This window comes from Youhaiella tibetensis, from assembly GCF_008000755.1.
GTDB classification, from domain to species: Bacteria; Pseudomonadota; Alphaproteobacteria; order Rhizobiales; family Devosiaceae; genus Paradevosia; species Paradevosia tibetensis.
This window is the reverse complement of the sequence record NZ_CP041690.1, coordinates 2,008,815-2,024,113: the sequence shown is the minus strand read 5'-3', so window position 1 is coordinate 2,024,113 and position 15,299 is coordinate 2,008,815. Positions and strand designations below refer to the sequence as shown.

Here is a 15,299-nt window from a genome sequence, read left to right as displayed (position 1 = left end):
CGGCGCCAAGGGCACCGCCGGTTTCGTGGCGCGGATTTACTAGGGAGAAAGGCACCCGTCAAGCGCAAAGATAAAGTGATGTAATTTCAATCACTTGCGGCTGCGGTATAATAATACCGCAACCTAAACCCTTGGCGCGCGGCGCATATCGGTCAGGTAGGCGATCGTCGTGCCGAGCAGGATGAACGCCGTTACCTGGTGAGCCACCGCCAGCTCGATGGGAATCACCATCAGCAGCGTGGTGATGCCGAGCGCCACCTGGAAGAGGATCAGGCCCGCCAGGCGCGGCAGCCACTGGTGCACGCCGCCGAATCCCCCGGCCCTGCTCTGCTGCCAGAGCCGGAAGCCGAGATAGATCACGATGAGGTAGGCGATGCAGCGATGGATGAACTGCACGGTGGTGGTGTTCTCGAAGATGTTCTTCCAGAAGGGATCGAGCGATGCCATGCCGGGGGGCACGAAGCTGTCGCCCATCAGGGGCCAGGTATTGTAGCCAAAGCCCGCGTCGAGCCCGGCCACGAAGGCCCCAGCGATCAACTGAACAAAGATCAGCACGAGCAAGGCGACGGTGCCCCACCACTCGACGCTGCGCACAGGGGTTTTGGGCGCCTCCGGTTCGAGGCTGCGCGCCACCGACACGAGGGCCATGAAGAGCAGCGCCGCGGCGCTCAGGTGCGCGGCGAGGCGATACTGGGAGACCGAGGTCAATTCGCTCAGGCCCGAGGAAACCATCCACCAGCCGAGCGCGCCCTGCAGTCCACCGAGCACGAAAAGCGCCGCCAGCGGGCCTGCCAGGTTCCAGGAGAAGCGCTTCTGCACCAGGAATACGACGAAGGGAATCGCGAAGGCGAAGCCGATCATGCGACCGAGGAAGCGATGGATCCATTCCCACCAGAAGATGGACTTGAAGTCCTCCACGCTCATCCAGTGATTGTTCACCTGGAACTGCGGGATCTGCCGGTAACCCTCGTATTCGGCCTGCCAATCGGCGTCGGTCAGCGGCGGAATGATGCCGGAAATGGGCTTCCAGGAAGTGATGGAAAGTCCCGACCCGGTGAGGCGCGTGATGCCGCCGACGGCCACCATGATCAGCACCAGCAGGGCGATGCAATAGAGCCAGGTGCGCACCGGCCGCATGCGGTCGGCGGGCTTGGAATTGGAGATGGAGGTCGTCGTATCGATGCTGGCCACGGCACTTTCCGGGGTATCGGTTTTTCGGCGCGAGTGGTAAGCCCCTCCCCGTCCTTTTGGCAACGGGCGTAAGGTCGCATGACGCAAAGTACCAGAAAATTGATCGGCGTACTGCTCACTCTGGGGGTGCTCGTCGGCTACGCCCTCATCGTGATGGTCATCTACGACTGGTTCCTGACCGGCCTGCCCCAGCTTGCACTGCTGGCTTTCTTCGTGGTGGCCGGGCTCGCCTGGTGCTTCCCGGCAATGGTTATCATTCGCTGGATGAGCAAGCCGGACAAGGCCTGACGCCTACTCGTCGGCGCGTCCCAACATCGAAAACAGCCCGCCCGTGGCGAACACGTCCACGTAGCGACGTGACTGGAAGAGCCCGTTCAGCGACACCCGCGGCAACGACCACAGATGGTCCTTGTCAGCCTGGAACAGGCCGCCCGGGAGCGTGGTGACGGCGGACCGGAACCCCAATTCCCTGGCCATGGCGTATTCGCGTGCCCCGGCGCTGGCCTTTCCTCCTATGGGGTAGGAGAAGTGCGCGGGCGTCACGCCCAGCCGCTCGGCCAGAATCCGGACGGCGCCTTCCATCTCCGAGCGCAGCTCCGCGGCACTCAGCTTGGCTAGTTCGTAGTGGTGCACCGTATGGGCGCCGATCGTGCAGAGCGGCTCGGCGACGAAGGTCTGCAGCTCGTCCCAGTTCATGATCAGGCGCCGGCAGTGCTCATCGAGATCGAGGCCGTAGGCTTCGCCCAGCCCGCGCATCAGGGCGACGCGCTCGGCTTCGGGCATCTTGCGCATCTTGGCGTAGAGCGTGTCGTAGGTGGCCTGCTTCTCGGCCAGCGTCGCGGTGGGGAGATAGTCGTTGCCGCCCGCTCCGGGGATCGCGATGGCCTCCCGGCTGGCGATGATGTCCTCGATCGCCTGCCACCAAACCTCACCGACCCCATCGATGAAGGCGGTGGCCACGAAAAGCGTGAACGGCGCGGCGTTGGCGCGCATCACGTCGAGCCCGAATTGCAGGTTGTCCCTGTAGGCATCGTCGAAGGTGAAGACGACGAAGGGCCGTCCCTTCTCCGGCGCCTCGATCCGTTCGATCGCCTCGTCCATGGTGACGACATCGAAGCCCAGTTCACGGACGCGCTTGATCGTGTAGTCGAGGAAGTCGGGGGTGACCTGGAGAATGGCGTTGGGTGAGAACGCCGGGGGCTTGTCGGGCAGCACGCGATGAAGCGTAAAGATGACGCCCCGGCTCCTCGAGAACTTCCGGATCACCGCGGGAGCCTGGCTGAGGGCCAGCAGCTCGAATGCGGCACGAATGATTGCGTACTTTGCCGACATTACGCGGCTCGCCGCGCCGGAACCGGCACCACCTGTACGGGATGATAACCAAGGGACTCGGCGTCAAGTTCGGCAGCTTCGAGGGTTTCGGCGTCGATATCCTGGTTGGTGACGAGCACCAGCCGGCAGTCGAGGCCGGCGAACACGGGAAGCGAAGACGCGACGCCAACGCGGCCGGTGGAAACGAGCACGACCTCATAGATGTCCGTCAGTGCCTCCACCAGCGTGACCGGCTTCATGGAGCGGCGATTGATCGACGGCAGTTGCCCCCACGGTACTTCGGAAAGGCCTTCGCGCACCGACTTCTGGACGACGTCGCCGAAGCTGGCGAGATCGGCGGCGAGGTCGGTAAGTCCGGGTTCGTCCGACGAGACGCCGGAGGCGGCATCGACGCGGGCGACAGAAAGACCGCGGCGCAGTGCGTCGCCGGTTAGGCTTTCGGCCACCGCGGCGCATTCGGCCTGCGAGCCGACAGCGGCGAGCACCACCACCCGCGCCCTGCCCAGACCGATATCGGCCGAGAGCTTGGTTAGCTCGCTCAGGCTCGGACGCGCCGGCTCCTGGACCTGGACCACGGGCTCGACGGCCTCTTCCTCATCGTCGTTGGCTGCATCTTCGGCCGGGGCGGGTTCAGGGGGCATCTCCGCCACCTCGTCTATCTCGGCGATATCGGCGGCTGGGGAAACGATGAACTGGTCCTCGGTCACCGTCTGAGGAACGGCCACCACGTCCGGCTCGATGGAAGCATGCTGGGACTCCTGCGCAGGCTCGAGCTTTTCCGGGCGCCGAATGACAAGGGCGCGGCCGGACATCAGCTCGCTGAAGAGGATCATGCCGACCTGGAGGACAACCGACACGATGCCGACGGCGGCCAGGATGAACGTGGTCTTGGGCGAGGCGGGCGAGACCGAGGCGGCCGCCAGGGTCACCACGCGAACGTCGGGCAGCGAAGCGTTGATGTCCGTGCGGGACGCCGCGTCGCGGTAGCGGATGAGGTAGTTCTCGAGCAGGTCCCGCTGGGCCTTGGCCTCGCGCTGCAGGCCATCCAGCGTCACCGTCTGGCGCGTGGCCGTGCCGGCGGAGGATTTCAGGCGATCCAGTTCGAATTGCAGCGAGGCGATAAGCCCGCTTTCGATCTTGGCTTCCGACTTGAGCGCGGCCGCAGCACGCTGGCCTTCGATGCCGATCTGCTTATCGATCTCGGCGATCTGGGCAACGATGGCCTGGACGTCGGGATGGTTCGGCAGGAGCGTCGCCAGCTTCTGGGCCTTTTCGCCCTGGAGCTGGGCCTTCTGCTGGGTCAGTTGCTGGATGGTGGCGGAGTCGCGGATGTCCGCGACGCCTTCCACCGGCTGCCCGTCCTTGAGCAACCCGTCGATGAGAGTAGCGCGCGACAGCGCGGTGTTCATGCGCTCCTGGGCCGCCGAGATCTGGCTGGCGACGCTGGAGATCTGCTGGTCGACCACCGAGGAATTGCTCGAACCGCTCGTGAGCAGGTCGTTGTCCACCTTGAACGCGGCAACCTTGGCCTCGGCGTCGGCGACCTTGGTGCGCAGCGTCTCGATCTGCTGCTCGAGCCACACCGAGGCCTCGGCGGTGTCCGAGAGGGAAAGAGCGGCGCGGCGCTGGACGTGGGCATTGGCGATGGCATTGGCGAGCCGCGCGGCAAGGCTGGGATCCTCAGAGCGTACGCCAACGCCGATCACGAGCGAGTCGCGCGCTCGCTTGACCGAAAGGCGCTCCGAGAGATTGGCGAGGATGGTCTCGTCGATGTCGCGCGCCGCCGGCTTGCGCCCCAGCAGCGAGGAAATCATCCCCACGATGGACGTGCCGGGATCGGTGAATTCCTTGACGTCGCGCAGCCCCTCGGACTCGATGACGCTTTGCAGCGTGTCGCGTGACTTGATGAGTTCGATCTGGCTCGAAATGGCGGAGTCGGCCGTGGATTCGGTCGCGCTCGGCCCCGTATCGCCGGTTGCGCGCGTATAGACATTGTCGCGCGGCGCCACGAGGATGCCGGCCTCGGACTCGTACATCTTGGGGACGAAGAGCAGAATCGCATAGGTCGCGGCCAGGAACAGCACCGTCACCAGGACGATACGCACCTTGCGCGCCCAGATCGCAGCCAGCATGGCGCGGATGTCCATGCTTAGATCGCGTTCGTCATGCGACTCGAAAGCCATCTCCTGCCCCCCACGTTCATCTGCCCGAGTTTATCGGGGCCACGTGGTAAGCAATCCGTTAAGACTGTCGCAATTCGCATATCGACGGGGCGGCTTTTAAGGGGATTGTTAACCATAGTCCGCAAGGATTGCGCGCAATGAAAAGCGTGAGAATCCATATGCGCTGGCTGCGCCTTTTACTCCTCGCCCTGATCGTGCCCGTTGCCGGCTGCGCCATCAACACGCAGCCCGCGACCTATGCCGTCGACACCAAGGGCCCCTATGCCCTCGATACCGGCGACACGCTCCGGGTTACTGTCTATGGAGAGGAACAGCTTTCCACGACCTACAAGGTCGATGACAGCGGCGCCGTCGCCCTGCCCCTGGTCGGCCCCGTGCCCGTTCGGGGCACCACGACCAAGGTCGCCGCCTCGCGCATCGCCCAGGCTTTGACGCGCGGCTACATGCGCAATCCCAATGTCGCGGTGGAAGTCGCCGAGTACCGTCCGTTCTTCATCCAGGGCGAAGTCGGCAATAGCGGGCAGTTTCCCTATGTCTTCGGCATGACCGTGCGGTCCGCGATCGCGACTGCCGGCGGCTTCAAGGAAACGGCGGATCGCGGCTCGGCAATCGTTTATCGGCGCCAGGGCACGGAAATGGTCAAGGCAAAGGTCGACCTCGATTTCCCGATTTACCCGGGGGATACGATTGTCGTTCTAGAACGCTGGTTCTAGGAGCTTTTCCGGAAATGCCATGCCCGAGCAGAAACTGCGCATACTCCAGGTATTGCGAGCCCCTGTGGGCGGCCTGTTCCGGCACGTCCTCGACCTGACGACAGGTCTTGCCGCGCGCGGCCATGAAATCGGCATCGTCGTCGACTCGCTGAGCGCCGACGCCCTGACCGAGCGCAAGCTTGCTCCTATCGCCGAACTGGCAACGCTCGGCATCCATCGGCTGCCGATGCCCCGGGTGGCCGGTGCCGGAGACGTTACGACGCCGTTCAGAATTCGCTCACTAGCCACCAATTTACGCATCGATGTGCTGCACGGGCACGGCGCCAAGGGTGGAGTGAACGCCCGGCTCGGCCGCCTGGCCTCGAAGCGCGCCGCGCTCTATACCCCGCATGGCGGCACGCTGCATTTCGGCCCCGGCTCGATGTCGGGCAAGGTTTTCCGCTCGATCGAACGCGCCCTGCTGCCGTTGACCGATGCAGTGATTTTCGAAAGCGCCTTCGCGCGCGGCGCCTACCGCTCGACCATTGCGCAGCCCAGATGCCCCGACCCGGTGGTCCACAATGGCCTCGCGTCGCCGGAATTCGAGCCCGTCACTCCCGACGCCGACGCGGCCGATTTCCTGTTCGTCGGCGAATTGCGCGACCTCAAGGGCGTCCACATCCTGCTCGAGGCGTTTTCCCGCCTGCGCAGGCCCGACGGCTCGCTTCCGACGCTGCTCCTGGTCGGAGACGGCCCGGATCGGAGCCGCTATGCGGAAATGGTCAGCGCCCTTTCGCTCGCCGAGCGCGTGACCATTCCCGGGGCTCAGGTGGCGCGAACCACCTTTCCCAGGGGCCAATGCATGGTCGTGCCATCCCTGGCGGAATCCCTGCCCTATATCGTGCTCGAGGCAGCCGCGGCAGGCCTGCCGGTCATCGCCACCGATGTGGGCGGGGTCAAGGAAATCTTCGGGCCGACCTCGAGCTCCCTCGTGCCGGCGTCGGACGTAAGCGCGCTACAGGCCGCAATGCAGGCCTTTCTCGATCGCCCCGCCGAAGCCCGGGCAGAAGCGCGCGAGCGCCTCGAATTCATCGCCCCTCGCTTCTCGCTCGACGCCATGACCGAAGCCATAGAAAGCCTTTACCATCAGGCGATTGCTACACGTTAACGATCCCATTTCACTGGGTGTTCACTCCTCAGGCTCGATATTGGCGCGATAAGTTTCCGTCTCATCGGCCGAAAAGACATGTTCCACATCGACCCCAAGCAGGCTGTTCTCAACCACGTTGCCAATGGCAGCGCGCAGGACCAGTCCGGCAGGTTGACCGCGCAGGCTGAACGCATCGCGACCGCGCCGGTCGAAAAGACCATGTCGGCAGCCGTCATCGTCGGCGTCGCCCAGGCTATCGAGGCGGCACTGCTGGCGGTTCTCGGCTACGCGATCTTCAAGATCTATGTCGATGCCACGCCGATTTTCTACATCCCGGTCATCCTTGGCGCGACGCTCTTCGCCAACGTGCTGATCAACGCGGCCCGAATGCACAAGGTCTCGGCCTATCGCATGGGCGTCGTCCAGATCGGGCGCGTCCTCGCCGCCTGGTCCCTGGTCTTCATCACGCTTATGGTCGCGGCCTATGTCTTCAAGGTCTCGGACATGGTTTCGCGCGTCTGGCTCGCGGGCTGGTTCCTGGCCGGCGGTGCATTGCTCGTCGCCTATCGGCTGGCCCTGCGGGCTCTGGTCCTGCGCTGGACCAACCAGGGACGCCTGAAGCGCCGCACGGTGATCATCGGTGGCGGCAAGGATGCGGAGGCGCTGATCGAGACCATTCGGGCAGGCGCCGCCAACGACATCAACCTGCTCGGTCTTTTCGACGACCGCATTGATGAACGCTCACCGGACGTGGTGGCCGGCTACTCCAAGCTGGGCAAGGTCGCCGATCTCGTGGAGTTCTCGCGCCGCACGCCTGTGGACCTCGTCATCGTCTCCATGCCGCTTTCGGCAGAGAACCGCGTTCTCGACATGCTGCGCACGCTCTGGGTGCTGCCGGTCGATATTCGCCTCTCGGCGCACATGAGCCAGCTCCGGTTCACGTCCAAGGCCTATTCCTATGTCGGCGAACTTCCGGTCTTCGATATGGCCGATCGCCCGATCTCGGATTGGAACCTGGTCTTCAAATGGGTGTTCGACAAGGTGGTGGCGCTGACCGCCCTCATCCTGCTCTCGCCCATCATGCTGGCGACGGCCATCGCCATCCGGCTCGAGAGCAAGGGGCCGATCTTCTTCAAGCAGAAGCGCCACGGCTTCAACAACCAGCTCATCGAGATGTACAAATTCCGCTCGATGTACACCGACATGACCGACGCCACCGCATCCAGGCTGGTCACCAAGGACGACCCGCGGGTCACCCGCGTGGGGCGCTTTATCCGCAAGACCTCGATCGACGAGTTGCCGCAGCTTCTCAACGTGCTCAAGGGCGACCTCTCCATTGTCGGCCCTCGTCCCCACGCCCTGCAGGCCAAGGCCGACAACAAGCTCTATTACGAGGCGGTGGACGGCTATTTCGCGCGGCACCGCGTCAAGCCCGGCATGACCGGCTGGGCTCAGATCAATGGCTGGCGTGGAGAGACCGATACGATCGACAAGATCATGCAGCGAGTCAATCACGACCTCCACTACATTGAAAACTGGTCGCTTTTTCTCGACCTCTACATCGTGGCGATGACACCGGTCTCGCTGTTTTCGGCCCGCAAGAACGCCTACTGATTGAGGTAGGCCTCGCCCAATTCCGCCGTCAGTTGCGCCAGGTGCGCCTGGGACCGGGCCAGGTCGGTTTCGGCGTGCGTTCCGGTCCAGGCCAGCAGCAGCATGCGCCGCATGAGCACGAGCGTATCCATGGCGGCGATGTCCTCGGGTGCAAGAGCCCGGTGGCGTGCGTAGCCGCGCAGCCAAGCGGCCTTGAGCCCCGGCAGGACATCCTGATCGTCGATGAAGGACACGGCGGCGGCGAAATCGTAGGCGAACCAGCCGAAGCCGCAATCATCGAAATCAATGAGTGCAACCCTCTCGCCGTCGACAAGCAGGTTGGCCAGCCGCATATCCGCGTGGATGAGCCCGAAGCGCTCGCGCCCCTTGCCGTAGGCCGCCAGGTCGCTGCGCAGCCTGGTGTCGAGCCGATCGAGAACGTCGCGAACTGCATCGGCTCCGGGCGCCTTGCGCCAATCGCCCCAGATACCGTCCGGATCGAGCACGCTTTCGTCCCATCGGGGACGCACGACGTCAGCACTCTCGTAACCGGCCGCGTGCAGATGATTGCGCGCCGCATAGCCACCCAGGGTTTCAAAGAGCGGCTCGAGTCGGTCATGAACCTGTGGCTCGGAACCTTCCTCGAAGGCGAAGAGCACCGCGAAGCGTTCGGAGATTCCCGACGCGCTCACCTGCTGGATGAATTGGCCATCGTTGCCAGGGAGCGGGCGGGGTACGGGCATGCCGCCTTCGGCGCGCAGGGCCTGGAGCCAGTCGAGCTCGCTTCGGATCGCGTCACGCGTGTGGTAGCCGGGCCGGTGCAGCCGCAGGATATGCCGCTGGCCCTCGGGGCCGTCGATCCGAAAGGTGTGGTTCTCGGACAGGTTGATCAGCGTGGCCCGCCCGTCCGCAAGCTGCGGCCAGAGCGGGAGACAGGAAGTTATGGCGCGTTCGATCAAGCCCGGGCTCCGGGCCGGTTCACGAACTGATTCCGCGGCCGACCCTATCGTGTTGATTTGACGAGCAGGCTTTTACGCAAGGCTTGCGTCTAAAGGAAGTCGTCGCGGCGCGGTGTGAACGCATCGATGAGCATCCCCTTCTCGAGCGCCTTGACGCCGTGCAGGGCGCCGGGAGGAACGATGAAGCTGCCGCCGCGGTCCACGATCTCGGTTTGCCCGTCGATGGTCACTTCGAACCGCCCCTCGGCCACGAAGCTCGCCTGGACGTGAGGATGGGAATGAAGCGCGCCAACGCCATCCTTTGGGAAGGCGAAGGCGACCATCATCAGTTCGGGACGCTCGGAAAGCACGGCACGCATGTTGCCGCCCCCGAGGTCCGTCCACACGACGTTCTCGGGAAACTTGAAAACCTCACTCATCGGCTCTCCTTGCCGGTTGGGCCAGGCATGCTGGTATGGTAGCGATCACAGTGCATTAACTTCGCCAAGGAGTCGACGGTGTCCGAGCGCATAGCGTTCCGCATGAACCTCAATCCCGGTCAGGCGGCTGCCTACCGGAAGCGGCATGATGAGATCTTCCCAGAACTCGCCAAGGCCCTGAAGGATGCAGGGGTCTCCGACTATACGATCTGGCTCGATCCAGAGACCAACCACCTCTTCGCCACCCTGGTGCGTACAGACGACCATACCATGGACGCCCTGCCCGACCTCGAGATCGTCAAGCGCTGGTGGGCCTTCATGGCGGACGTGATGGAGACCCACCCCGACAACGTGCCGGTGCAGGTGGACCTCTTGCCCATGTTCCACCTGCCGTGAGGCGAGGCGGCGACTTCAACGCAATTCCTTTCGATAGAGCGATTACATGAACCAGATCGATTTGAACGGCCAGGTCGCCGTCGTCACCGGAGGGGCCCAGGGCCTGGGCTTTGCCATGGCTCGGCGCCTCATCGAATCGGGCGCCAAAGTCAGTCTTTGGGACATCAACGCCGCCGTGCTCGAGCAGGCAATCGCAGCCCTCGGCCCGGCTGCCTCGGCCGAGACGGTCGACATCACCGACCTGCCCGGCCTCCAGGCCGCCCACGAGCGCGTGGAGAGTGCAATCGGACCGGTGTCGATTCTCGTCAATTCGGCTGGCATTGCCGGTTCGAACGCGCCGCTCGAGGAATACGACCCCGACGAGTGGCGCAGGATCGTGGAGATCAATCTCAACGGCACCTTTTACGTCAACAAGGTCTGCGTCCCTTCCATGAAGGCCCGCAACTACGGGCGGATCGTCAACATCGCCTCGGTGGCCGGCAAGGAGGGCAATCCCAATCTTTCGGCCTATTCCGCCGCCAAGGCGGGCGTCATCGGGCTGGTCAAGTCGCTGGGCAAGGAACTGGCCAAGTACGATATCGCCGTCAACGCGATTACCCCGGCGACCGCCAAGACGCGAATCCTCGACACACTCACCCCCGAGTTCATCGATTACATGCTGGTCCGCATCCCGCGCGGCCGGTTCCTCGAGGTCGAAGAAGCGGCAGCCATGGTCGCCTGGCTGGTCAGCAAGGAAAACAGCTTCACCACCGCCTCAGTCTTTGATCTTTCGGGCGGCCGCACCACATATTGACGAGGAAGTCGCACCTCAACCCGAAATCAGGCCTTGCATCGCAGGAGCGGTTTGGGTAGGGGTTCGCGCAGTCGGGGTGTAGCGCAGCCTGGTAGCGCATTTGTCTGGGGGACAAAGGGTCGTCGGTTCAAATCCGGCCACTCCGACCAAAAATTCCTTACTTCTCCTGGGGTTTCGGCGGCTTGACCGTCGGACCCTGGTCGAGAACAAAAGAGAACAAACGGCGCGTTGTGGGGCGTCTGGAACAAAAAGTCCCACGAGAATCCCCACGGATGTTCTCCACTCGTTCCGCCATCACCTTCCCTAACGTGGACCTGCGAGTGCTCCCGCGCCCCTCTCGGGGACATGCCACTCGATGAAGAACGACCTCGACCCACACCCCGGACAGGTCACCTTGTAAGGCAGGCGAGCCAGAGGGAAGTCCCACCCGAGCAGAGCGACCAGCGTCGGCACGTAGAGCTCGAACGGCTTCCTGCAAGCGCTGCCGCGCTTCAACGCCTCGATGTGCCGATTGCAGTGCAGCATGGCGATCCATCCCCCATGCATCGCCTCCTCGAGGCATGCCCACGTCTCAACACCCGCGGTCAGCATCCGGGCGCCGCAATACCCTTCGGCCTTAGCCCTGGGGCAGGATCGATCGGCTGCGATCCGAAGGGCAAGGTCGGCCAAGGCTAAGTCGCCATAGGTCTTGAGTAGCCGCTCCTTGGCCACCTGCGCATGCCTATTACAGACATGGCAGTTGATGACGATTTCGCGCCATGGATAAGCGGACAGTCTGTTGCCGGGCTCGGGCTTGGCGGGCATGGCGAGATCCCTGTTTCCGTCCGCCATAAGACAAGAACAAACACAGAACAACTATCAAATCGAGACCACCGACGCCCAAACGACGTTGACTCCCCTGCGGCGCCGTACCGGGCCATCGGCATAAATCCCAATGGACCGACCCGCCCTCACCCGCTTGGATGGCGAAAACAGCGGAGGTGGAATTATGAACCGCAAGACGGCCCTGACACGACTGCCAGCCGAAAAGCTGAACGCCTGGCGGAACTATCACACCGAAGCGCTCGCTTTGGCGGCAGAGTACGGCCGTCGCTCGCCAAAAGACGAAGCCGCACTTAAGGAAATTGAGCGCGAGCTATGCCAGCGGAAGCGATGCACCGCGACCCCTGCTAAATAAATATAGAAATATTATTATCACGCCTACACGCAACAACTTTTGTTGACTGCAACCGCATGCTCATAAAAATGCCTATATAAGCGTTAGTTCTTACGACTATTTGTATTCCTACTTAGCCAGAAGAGATTATGATTTACTCGTTGAGTCGGTCGAGGTTGGCCAGATTACAACGGGCCAATTCCCTAACCTTACCTCGGTCGAGAAAAGAGGGAACAGAATGGCAAGAGGCAATACTAGGTGGGCACAGATCGCCGAGAGGGTGGTCTATATCCTGGATGATGATCCAAAGAGCCGCGAATACCTGCGCGCGGTGTTCAAGCTCGAAGGCTTTCAGGTGGAAAGCGCGCAAACAGTAACCCAGTACCTGGAGGCCACCGCACAACGCGCGCCAGACGTGGTGCTCATGAATGCCGGGTTCGATAACGAGGGAGGTATCGAGCTCCTACGCACGATAGCTAGCGAAAAGTCAGGAACTGCAGTGATCATCTTGCAGGACGGCGACACGACGCGCCTCACAGTCGAGGCGATGAAGGCGGGAGCGTACGATGTGTTCGCTCAACCCTTCAACGTAACAGCGATCGTGAAAAGCGTCCTTGAATCGTTGGGCAGCAGGGTGATGCTGGTGAACGGGATGCGGGGCACGAAGCCCCTATATGCCCGGACGATCGGCCGGCTGACCCCGCGAGAGCGGGAGGTGCTTGACCAACTGATCAACGGCTTGACGAACAAGGAAACCGGGCGCGCGCTCGGGATATCCTCTCGCACAGTCGAGGTGCATCGCTCCCGGGTGATGGAAAAGCTTGGGGCGAGAAACACCGCGGACCTTTTGCGCCTTGTTCTCGTGCAATGACAAAGGCTTAACAGGAAAGCGCACAAAAACATTGCGAGGCAATTAGCCAAATTTGTTTGTTGCCTCGCAATTTTAAGTTTCGAGTCCCCAATAAGTTACGCTGTCCGCTATGATGCTAACAATTAGCATCGCGCGACTCGGAAACTTGACTATGAACGAACAAATACCGCCCGACGACGACGAGGACTCGCCGAGAGAGTTACGCGAGCTAATGGCTCGTACTGATTTGTTTTTGCGTGCAAATCAGATCGAAGGTATGACCAACGACGAGTTGCGAAACATCCATCGCGTCCTGCACCATCCCAAGTTCCTGGATGATCGGTGGCTCCCATTGATCGAAAGAGAGATGCGGCGTCGTGGCATGATCAACCCCTCCTAGGGCTAAACCCTGGCTTGGGCAAACAACCCGGGATCGGGCCCATCGACGCAGACGCCGGCATGATCGCCATCCGGCAAGAGCAGCACCTGATAGATGTTGGGGAACGCTCCAGTCTCGATGGCATCGACTAGGCACTTGATCCCCGCAATCTCGACCGTCGATCCCAGTTTCTGCGCGGCTCGCAACTCCTTGAGAACCTCAAGCCCTGAGGGCGAAGTCCAGTCAAAGCAGAGCATCATGTACTGGCGCGCTGGAATCATTGTTCCTCGACGGTAGGCTCCGCATTTGGGGGCTGCCTATTCGTAGTTTCCCCTACACGGGCCGCAACCATGCCCCGAATGTAGATTTGGTCCTAGAAGTCCTAGAGACTGCACTGAGTATCGCCGCCCCGGCCCAGACGGCGCAGCCGCCATGCCACGTCGCCCAATCGATCGGGAAGCCGTTATGGATCAGCGTGTGCAACCGCAAGTCAGCCGGCGTGCGCAGCGGATGCTCGCCCTGCAATAACTCCGGGCTGCGCACAGCACGCGTTCGACTACGAGATCGGTGGCACGAGGGTCGCGTGCAATCCAAAGTCCGCGCCCGGGTTTGATCCGGAGCTCGTGATCGAGGTCGGCGAGTCGAAACCTACGCCTCGGCTCTAGCCGGCCTGGCGTCGGCGGCCTCCCGCTCCATCTCGCCGGCACGCTCGGCCACTACGGCATTGTAGCGGTAGTCCACGCTGGCGCCCCAGAACCACCCGCCGGCGAGCACTACAATGCTCAGCGTCACGGTCGCCCATGTCGGGACGCCGACAAGCTCTGTGCCGATAGCCATGCCGGCGGCGAAGCACATCGGATACATCAATCCGTGTAAGACGCCTTGCTTTGGATAGAAGCCCCGCCCGGCCAGTTCGGCCGCGGCTTTCGTCCGGTAGTAGTCGCTCGGAAGGTGCATCATGCGCCGCCCCCTCCCAGAAACGCCCGTGCCGCGATGCGGACGACCAAACCCACGGTCTCCGAAATCGCAGCTTGGCCGGCGGGAGTTCCGGCACCTGCAGCGATGCTCTTCAACTGTTTCCCGACCTTGCCCTGGTCTGTCGGCAGGGCGTGGTCGATGGCGTCCATAGCCTTAGCCGTGATCTGCACGTCCTCTACCCACCAATCGCCGAGCATGTTGTGCTGGAAGCGGACGAAGCCTTCGTTGCGCAACCAGTCGAAGGTGCCGAAGAATGTCTCGTCCAGATCGCTGTCGAGCACCGGTTCGATGCCGGTCTTCGTGAACGGATCCATAATGTTGTAACTGACGCGCTTCAGCCATGATTCAGCGACCTGACACAGGACCAGAGCGTCCAGACTGTCCCGACTTCGGGTTCTTCAACTGCCATCCCGCGTCCCCTCTATTTCAGGTATTCCGAATAATGCTCATAGGGGCCCTCGAAGCGCCAGTGCATGCCTAGCACCAGGTCCGGGCGACGCTGCACCTCCCAGAGATGGCGTGTCATGATCTGCAGGACCTCGAGGTCCGCCTGTGCGCGCATCGCGACGCCGTCGTCCTTCCGCATGAACATGAACGACATCGTCCGAAGCATGTCCCGGAGCTCGGGCTCGGGAACCAGCTGAGGGAAATCCAAATCCAGCTCGGCCATGGCACCATGGCCTTCGGTGGCCATCATCAAGTGCGCGACACCGATCTGCAGGCTGCCTGCCGGCATGTCGTTGTACCACACTCGATAGTGGCGACCGTAGTCCGGGCCGTCGAATCCGAAGGTGACCCGATCGGTCTCCTCGAACGACCATGGCCCATGATGCATCGCGACATTGATGATCTCGCCGAACCGCCCGAAATCCGACCAGACGATGCGATGCTCTGGTCGCAGAAGCGCGGCGCCGTCTTTCTCGATCGAGGCCGCCGGGTTGTGCTGCGGGTCACGGCGGCTGCCCTTCTCGATCGCCGCGATGACGTCCTTGTATTCCCGCTGGATCTTGCCGCCACCGAACATGCGGTGCCCCCCGTTTCCAGGCAAGATGACTGGCATCTGCGTCGTCGGTCAAGGCAGGCTCTGCGTGACGTGCTGATTTCAGGGTCCGGCTAACCGGACATGAAAAGCAAAGCTAACGCGCTTTAGCCTCCGAAACGACGCGGAAACGAGTGGATTATCTTCAGACTTATTTGTAGAGGCGGGGACATTTTCATGCCATTTAGC

19 protein-coding genes, 1 tRNA gene and 1 pseudogene are annotated in these 15,299 nt (G+C 62.5%); 10 read left to right on the top strand and 11 right to left on the bottom strand.

Going from position 1 to position 15,299, the window contains the following annotated elements; genetic code table 11:
* Window positions 1-123: 123 nt before the first annotated feature.
* The gene (locus FNA67_RS09830) at window positions 124-1,191 is read right to left on the bottom strand and encodes a COX15/CtaA family protein (protein WP_147655920.1); all 1,068 of its coding nucleotides are present in this window, start codon (window positions 1,189-1,191) and stop codon (window positions 124-126) included.
* Window positions 1,192-1,269: 78 nt separating this feature from the next.
* Between FNA67_RS09830 and FNA67_RS09825 the strand changes: the two genes are divergently transcribed.
* Window positions 1,270-1,479: a DUF2842 domain-containing protein gene (locus FNA67_RS09825; protein WP_147655919.1), complete on the top strand. Its 210-nt coding sequence runs from the start codon at window positions 1,270-1,272 to the stop codon at window positions 1,477-1,479.
* 3 nt (window positions 1,480-1,482) lie between these two features.
* Here FNA67_RS09825 and FNA67_RS09820 read toward each other — a convergent pair whose 3' ends face one another.
* Window positions 1,483-2,523 (bottom strand): polysaccharide deacetylase family protein, encoded by a 1,041-nt coding sequence (locus FNA67_RS09820; protein ID WP_147655918.1) that lies wholly within the window; start codon window positions 2,521-2,523, stop codon window positions 1,483-1,485.
* Entirely contained in the window at window positions 2,523-4,706 is a 2,184-nt protein-coding gene (locus FNA67_RS09815) for a GumC family protein (protein ID WP_147655917.1), read from the bottom strand. The genes FNA67_RS09820 and FNA67_RS09815 overlap by 1 nt, the downstream gene beginning before the upstream one ends.
* Window positions 4,707-4,843: 137 nt before the next feature.
* Between FNA67_RS09815 and FNA67_RS09810 the strand changes: the two genes are divergently transcribed.
* The 3 genes from FNA67_RS09810 to FNA67_RS09800 all read left to right on the top strand — a co-directional run bounded on the left by FNA67_RS09810 (window position 4,844) and on the right by FNA67_RS09800 (window position 8,162).
* Window positions 4,844-5,419 (top strand): polysaccharide biosynthesis/export family protein, encoded by a 576-nt coding sequence (locus FNA67_RS09810; RefSeq protein ID WP_210246452.1) that lies wholly within the window; start codon window positions 4,844-4,846, stop codon window positions 5,417-5,419.
* A 19-nt stretch (window positions 5,420-5,438) separates the two neighbouring features.
* Complete coding sequence (locus FNA67_RS09805) at window positions 5,439-6,566, top strand: glycosyltransferase family 4 protein (protein WP_147655916.1); 1,128 nt, start codon at window positions 5,439-5,441, stop codon at window positions 6,564-6,566.
* A gap of 78 nt (window positions 6,567-6,644) precedes the next feature.
* A complete protein-coding gene (locus tag FNA67_RS09800) occupies window positions 6,645-8,162 on the top strand; it encodes an undecaprenyl-phosphate glucose phosphotransferase (protein WP_147655915.1) in 1,518 nt (505 codons plus the stop codon).
* Here FNA67_RS09800 and FNA67_RS09795 read toward each other — a convergent pair.
* Together FNA67_RS09795 and FNA67_RS09790 are read right to left on the bottom strand one after the other, a co-directional pair.
* Entirely contained in the window at window positions 8,156-9,100 is a 945-nt protein-coding gene (locus FNA67_RS09795; protein ID WP_170267277.1) for a phosphotransferase enzyme family protein, read from the bottom strand. The genes FNA67_RS09800 and FNA67_RS09795 overlap by 7 nt on opposite strands.
* A gap of 89 nt (window positions 9,101-9,189) precedes the next feature.
* Window positions 9,190-9,519 carry a cupin domain-containing protein gene (locus tag FNA67_RS09790; RefSeq protein WP_049704946.1) on the bottom strand — a complete coding sequence of 110 codons (330 nt, stop codon included), beginning with the start codon at window positions 9,517-9,519 and terminating at the stop codon, window positions 9,190-9,192.
* Window positions 9,520-9,597: 78 nt separating this feature from the next.
* Between FNA67_RS09790 and rhaM the strand changes: the two genes are divergently transcribed.
* The 3 genes from rhaM to FNA67_RS09775 all read left to right on the top strand — a co-directional run bounded on the left by rhaM (window position 9,598) and on the right by FNA67_RS09775 (window position 10,857).
* On the top strand, window positions 9,598-9,915 hold the full coding sequence (rhaM, locus tag FNA67_RS09785) for an L-rhamnose mutarotase (protein WP_280176984.1): 318 nt from the start codon (window positions 9,598-9,600) through the stop codon (window positions 9,913-9,915).
* 46 nt (window positions 9,916-9,961) lie between these two features.
* A complete protein-coding gene (locus FNA67_RS09780; RefSeq protein WP_147655913.1) occupies window positions 9,962-10,708 on the top strand; it encodes an SDR family NAD(P)-dependent oxidoreductase in 747 nt (248 codons plus the stop codon).
* A 72-nt stretch (window positions 10,709-10,780) separates the two neighbouring features.
* A tRNA-Pro gene (locus tag FNA67_RS09775) sits at window positions 10,781-10,857 on the top strand.
* Window positions 10,858-11,011: 154 nt separating this feature from the next.
* Here FNA67_RS09775 and FNA67_RS09770 read toward each other — a convergent pair.
* Window positions 11,012-11,512: a hypothetical protein gene (locus FNA67_RS09770; protein WP_147655912.1), complete on the bottom strand. Its 501-nt coding sequence runs from the start codon at window positions 11,510-11,512 to the stop codon at window positions 11,012-11,014.
* Between the two features lie 184 nt (window positions 11,513-11,696).
* Between FNA67_RS09770 and FNA67_RS09765 the strand changes: the two genes are divergently transcribed.
* From FNA67_RS09765 to FNA67_RS09755, 3 genes are all read left to right on the top strand, one after another.
* On the top strand, window positions 11,697-11,885 hold the full coding sequence (locus tag FNA67_RS09765; protein WP_147655911.1) for a hypothetical protein: 189 nt from the start codon (window positions 11,697-11,699) through the stop codon (window positions 11,883-11,885).
* 217 nt (window positions 11,886-12,102) lie between these two features.
* Window positions 12,103-12,735: a response regulator transcription factor gene (locus tag FNA67_RS09760; RefSeq protein ID WP_147655910.1), complete on the top strand. Its 633-nt coding sequence runs from the start codon at window positions 12,103-12,105 to the stop codon at window positions 12,733-12,735.
* A gap of 151 nt (window positions 12,736-12,886) precedes the next feature.
* Complete coding sequence (locus FNA67_RS09755) at window positions 12,887-13,114, top strand: hypothetical protein (protein WP_147655909.1); 228 nt, start codon at window positions 12,887-12,889, stop codon at window positions 13,112-13,114.
* Between the two features lie 2 nt (window positions 13,115-13,116).
* Here FNA67_RS09755 and FNA67_RS09750 read toward each other — a convergent pair whose 3' ends face one another.
* The 5 genes and pseudogenes from FNA67_RS09750 to FNA67_RS09730 all read right to left on the bottom strand — a co-directional run bounded on the left by FNA67_RS09750 (window position 13,117) and on the right by FNA67_RS09730 (window position 15,095).
* Window positions 13,117-13,374: a hypothetical protein gene (locus FNA67_RS09750; protein WP_147655908.1), complete on the bottom strand. Its 258-nt coding sequence runs from the start codon at window positions 13,372-13,374 to the stop codon at window positions 13,117-13,119.
* Between the two features lie 154 nt (window positions 13,375-13,528).
* Window positions 13,529-13,636 (bottom strand): annotated as a pseudogene (locus FNA67_RS22285) (transcriptional regulator GcvA); the annotation flags it as partial.
* 105 nt (window positions 13,637-13,741) lie between these two features.
* Window positions 13,742-13,948, bottom strand: a complete 207-nt coding sequence (locus FNA67_RS09740) for a hypothetical protein (protein WP_170267276.1) — start codon at window positions 13,946-13,948, stop codon at window positions 13,742-13,744.
* Window positions 13,949-14,049: 101 nt separating this feature from the next.
* Window positions 14,050-14,385 (bottom strand): hypothetical protein, encoded by a 336-nt coding sequence (locus FNA67_RS09735; protein ID WP_147655906.1) that lies wholly within the window; start codon window positions 14,383-14,385, stop codon window positions 14,050-14,052.
* Window positions 14,386-14,492: 107 nt separating this feature from the next.
* Window positions 14,493-15,095, bottom strand: a complete 603-nt coding sequence (locus FNA67_RS09730; RefSeq protein WP_147655905.1) for a hypothetical protein — start codon at window positions 15,093-15,095, stop codon at window positions 14,493-14,495.
* Between the last annotated feature and the right edge of the window lie 204 nt (window positions 15,096-15,299).

Coding starts and splice junctions, on each gene's coding strand:
- FNA67_RS09760 (WP_147655910.1), top strand. CDS start 12,103: ATGGCAAGAGGCAATACTAGGTGGGCACAGATCGCCGAGAGGGTGGTC.
- FNA67_RS09735 (WP_147655906.1), bottom strand. CDS start 14,385: ATGGATCCGTTCACGAAGACCGGCATCGAACCGGTGCTCGACAGCGAT.
- FNA67_RS09765 (WP_147655911.1), top strand. CDS start 11,697: ATGAACCGCAAGACGGCCCTGACACGACTGCCAGCCGAAAAGCTGAAC.
- FNA67_RS09770 (WP_147655912.1), bottom strand. CDS start 11,512: ATGCCCGCCAAGCCCGAGCCCGGCAACAGACTGTCCGCTTATCCATGG.
- FNA67_RS09730 (WP_147655905.1), bottom strand. CDS start 15,095: ATGTTCGGTGGCGGCAAGATCCAGCGGGAATACAAGGACGTCATCGCG.
- FNA67_RS09740 (WP_170267276.1), bottom strand. CDS start 13,948: ATGTGCTTCGCCGCCGGCATGGCTATCGGCACAGAGCTTGTCGGCGTC.
- FNA67_RS09815 (WP_147655917.1), bottom strand. CDS start 4,706: ATGGCTTTCGAGTCGCATGACGAACGCGATCTAAGCATGGACATCCGC.
- FNA67_RS09820 (WP_147655918.1), bottom strand. CDS start 2,523: ATGTCGGCAAAGTACGCAATCATTCGTGCCGCATTCGAGCTGCTGGCC.
- FNA67_RS09755 (WP_147655909.1), top strand. CDS start 12,887: ATGAACGAACAAATACCGCCCGACGACGACGAGGACTCGCCGAGAGAG.
- FNA67_RS09790 (WP_049704946.1), bottom strand. CDS start 9,519: ATGAGTGAGGTTTTCAAGTTTCCCGAGAACGTCGTGTGGACGGACCTC.
- FNA67_RS09780 (WP_147655913.1), top strand. CDS start 9,962: ATGAACCAGATCGATTTGAACGGCCAGGTCGCCGTCGTCACCGGAGGG.
- FNA67_RS09810 (WP_210246452.1), top strand. CDS start 4,844: ATGAAAAGCGTGAGAATCCATATGCGCTGGCTGCGCCTTTTACTCCTC.
- FNA67_RS09750 (WP_147655908.1), bottom strand. CDS start 13,374: ATGATTCCAGCGCGCCAGTACATGATGCTCTGCTTTGACTGGACTTCG.
- FNA67_RS09800 (WP_147655915.1), top strand. CDS start 6,645: ATGTTCCACATCGACCCCAAGCAGGCTGTTCTCAACCACGTTGCCAAT.
- FNA67_RS09805 (WP_147655916.1), top strand. CDS start 5,439: ATGCCCGAGCAGAAACTGCGCATACTCCAGGTATTGCGAGCCCCTGTG.
- FNA67_RS09825 (WP_147655919.1), top strand. CDS start 1,270: ATGACGCAAAGTACCAGAAAATTGATCGGCGTACTGCTCACTCTGGGG.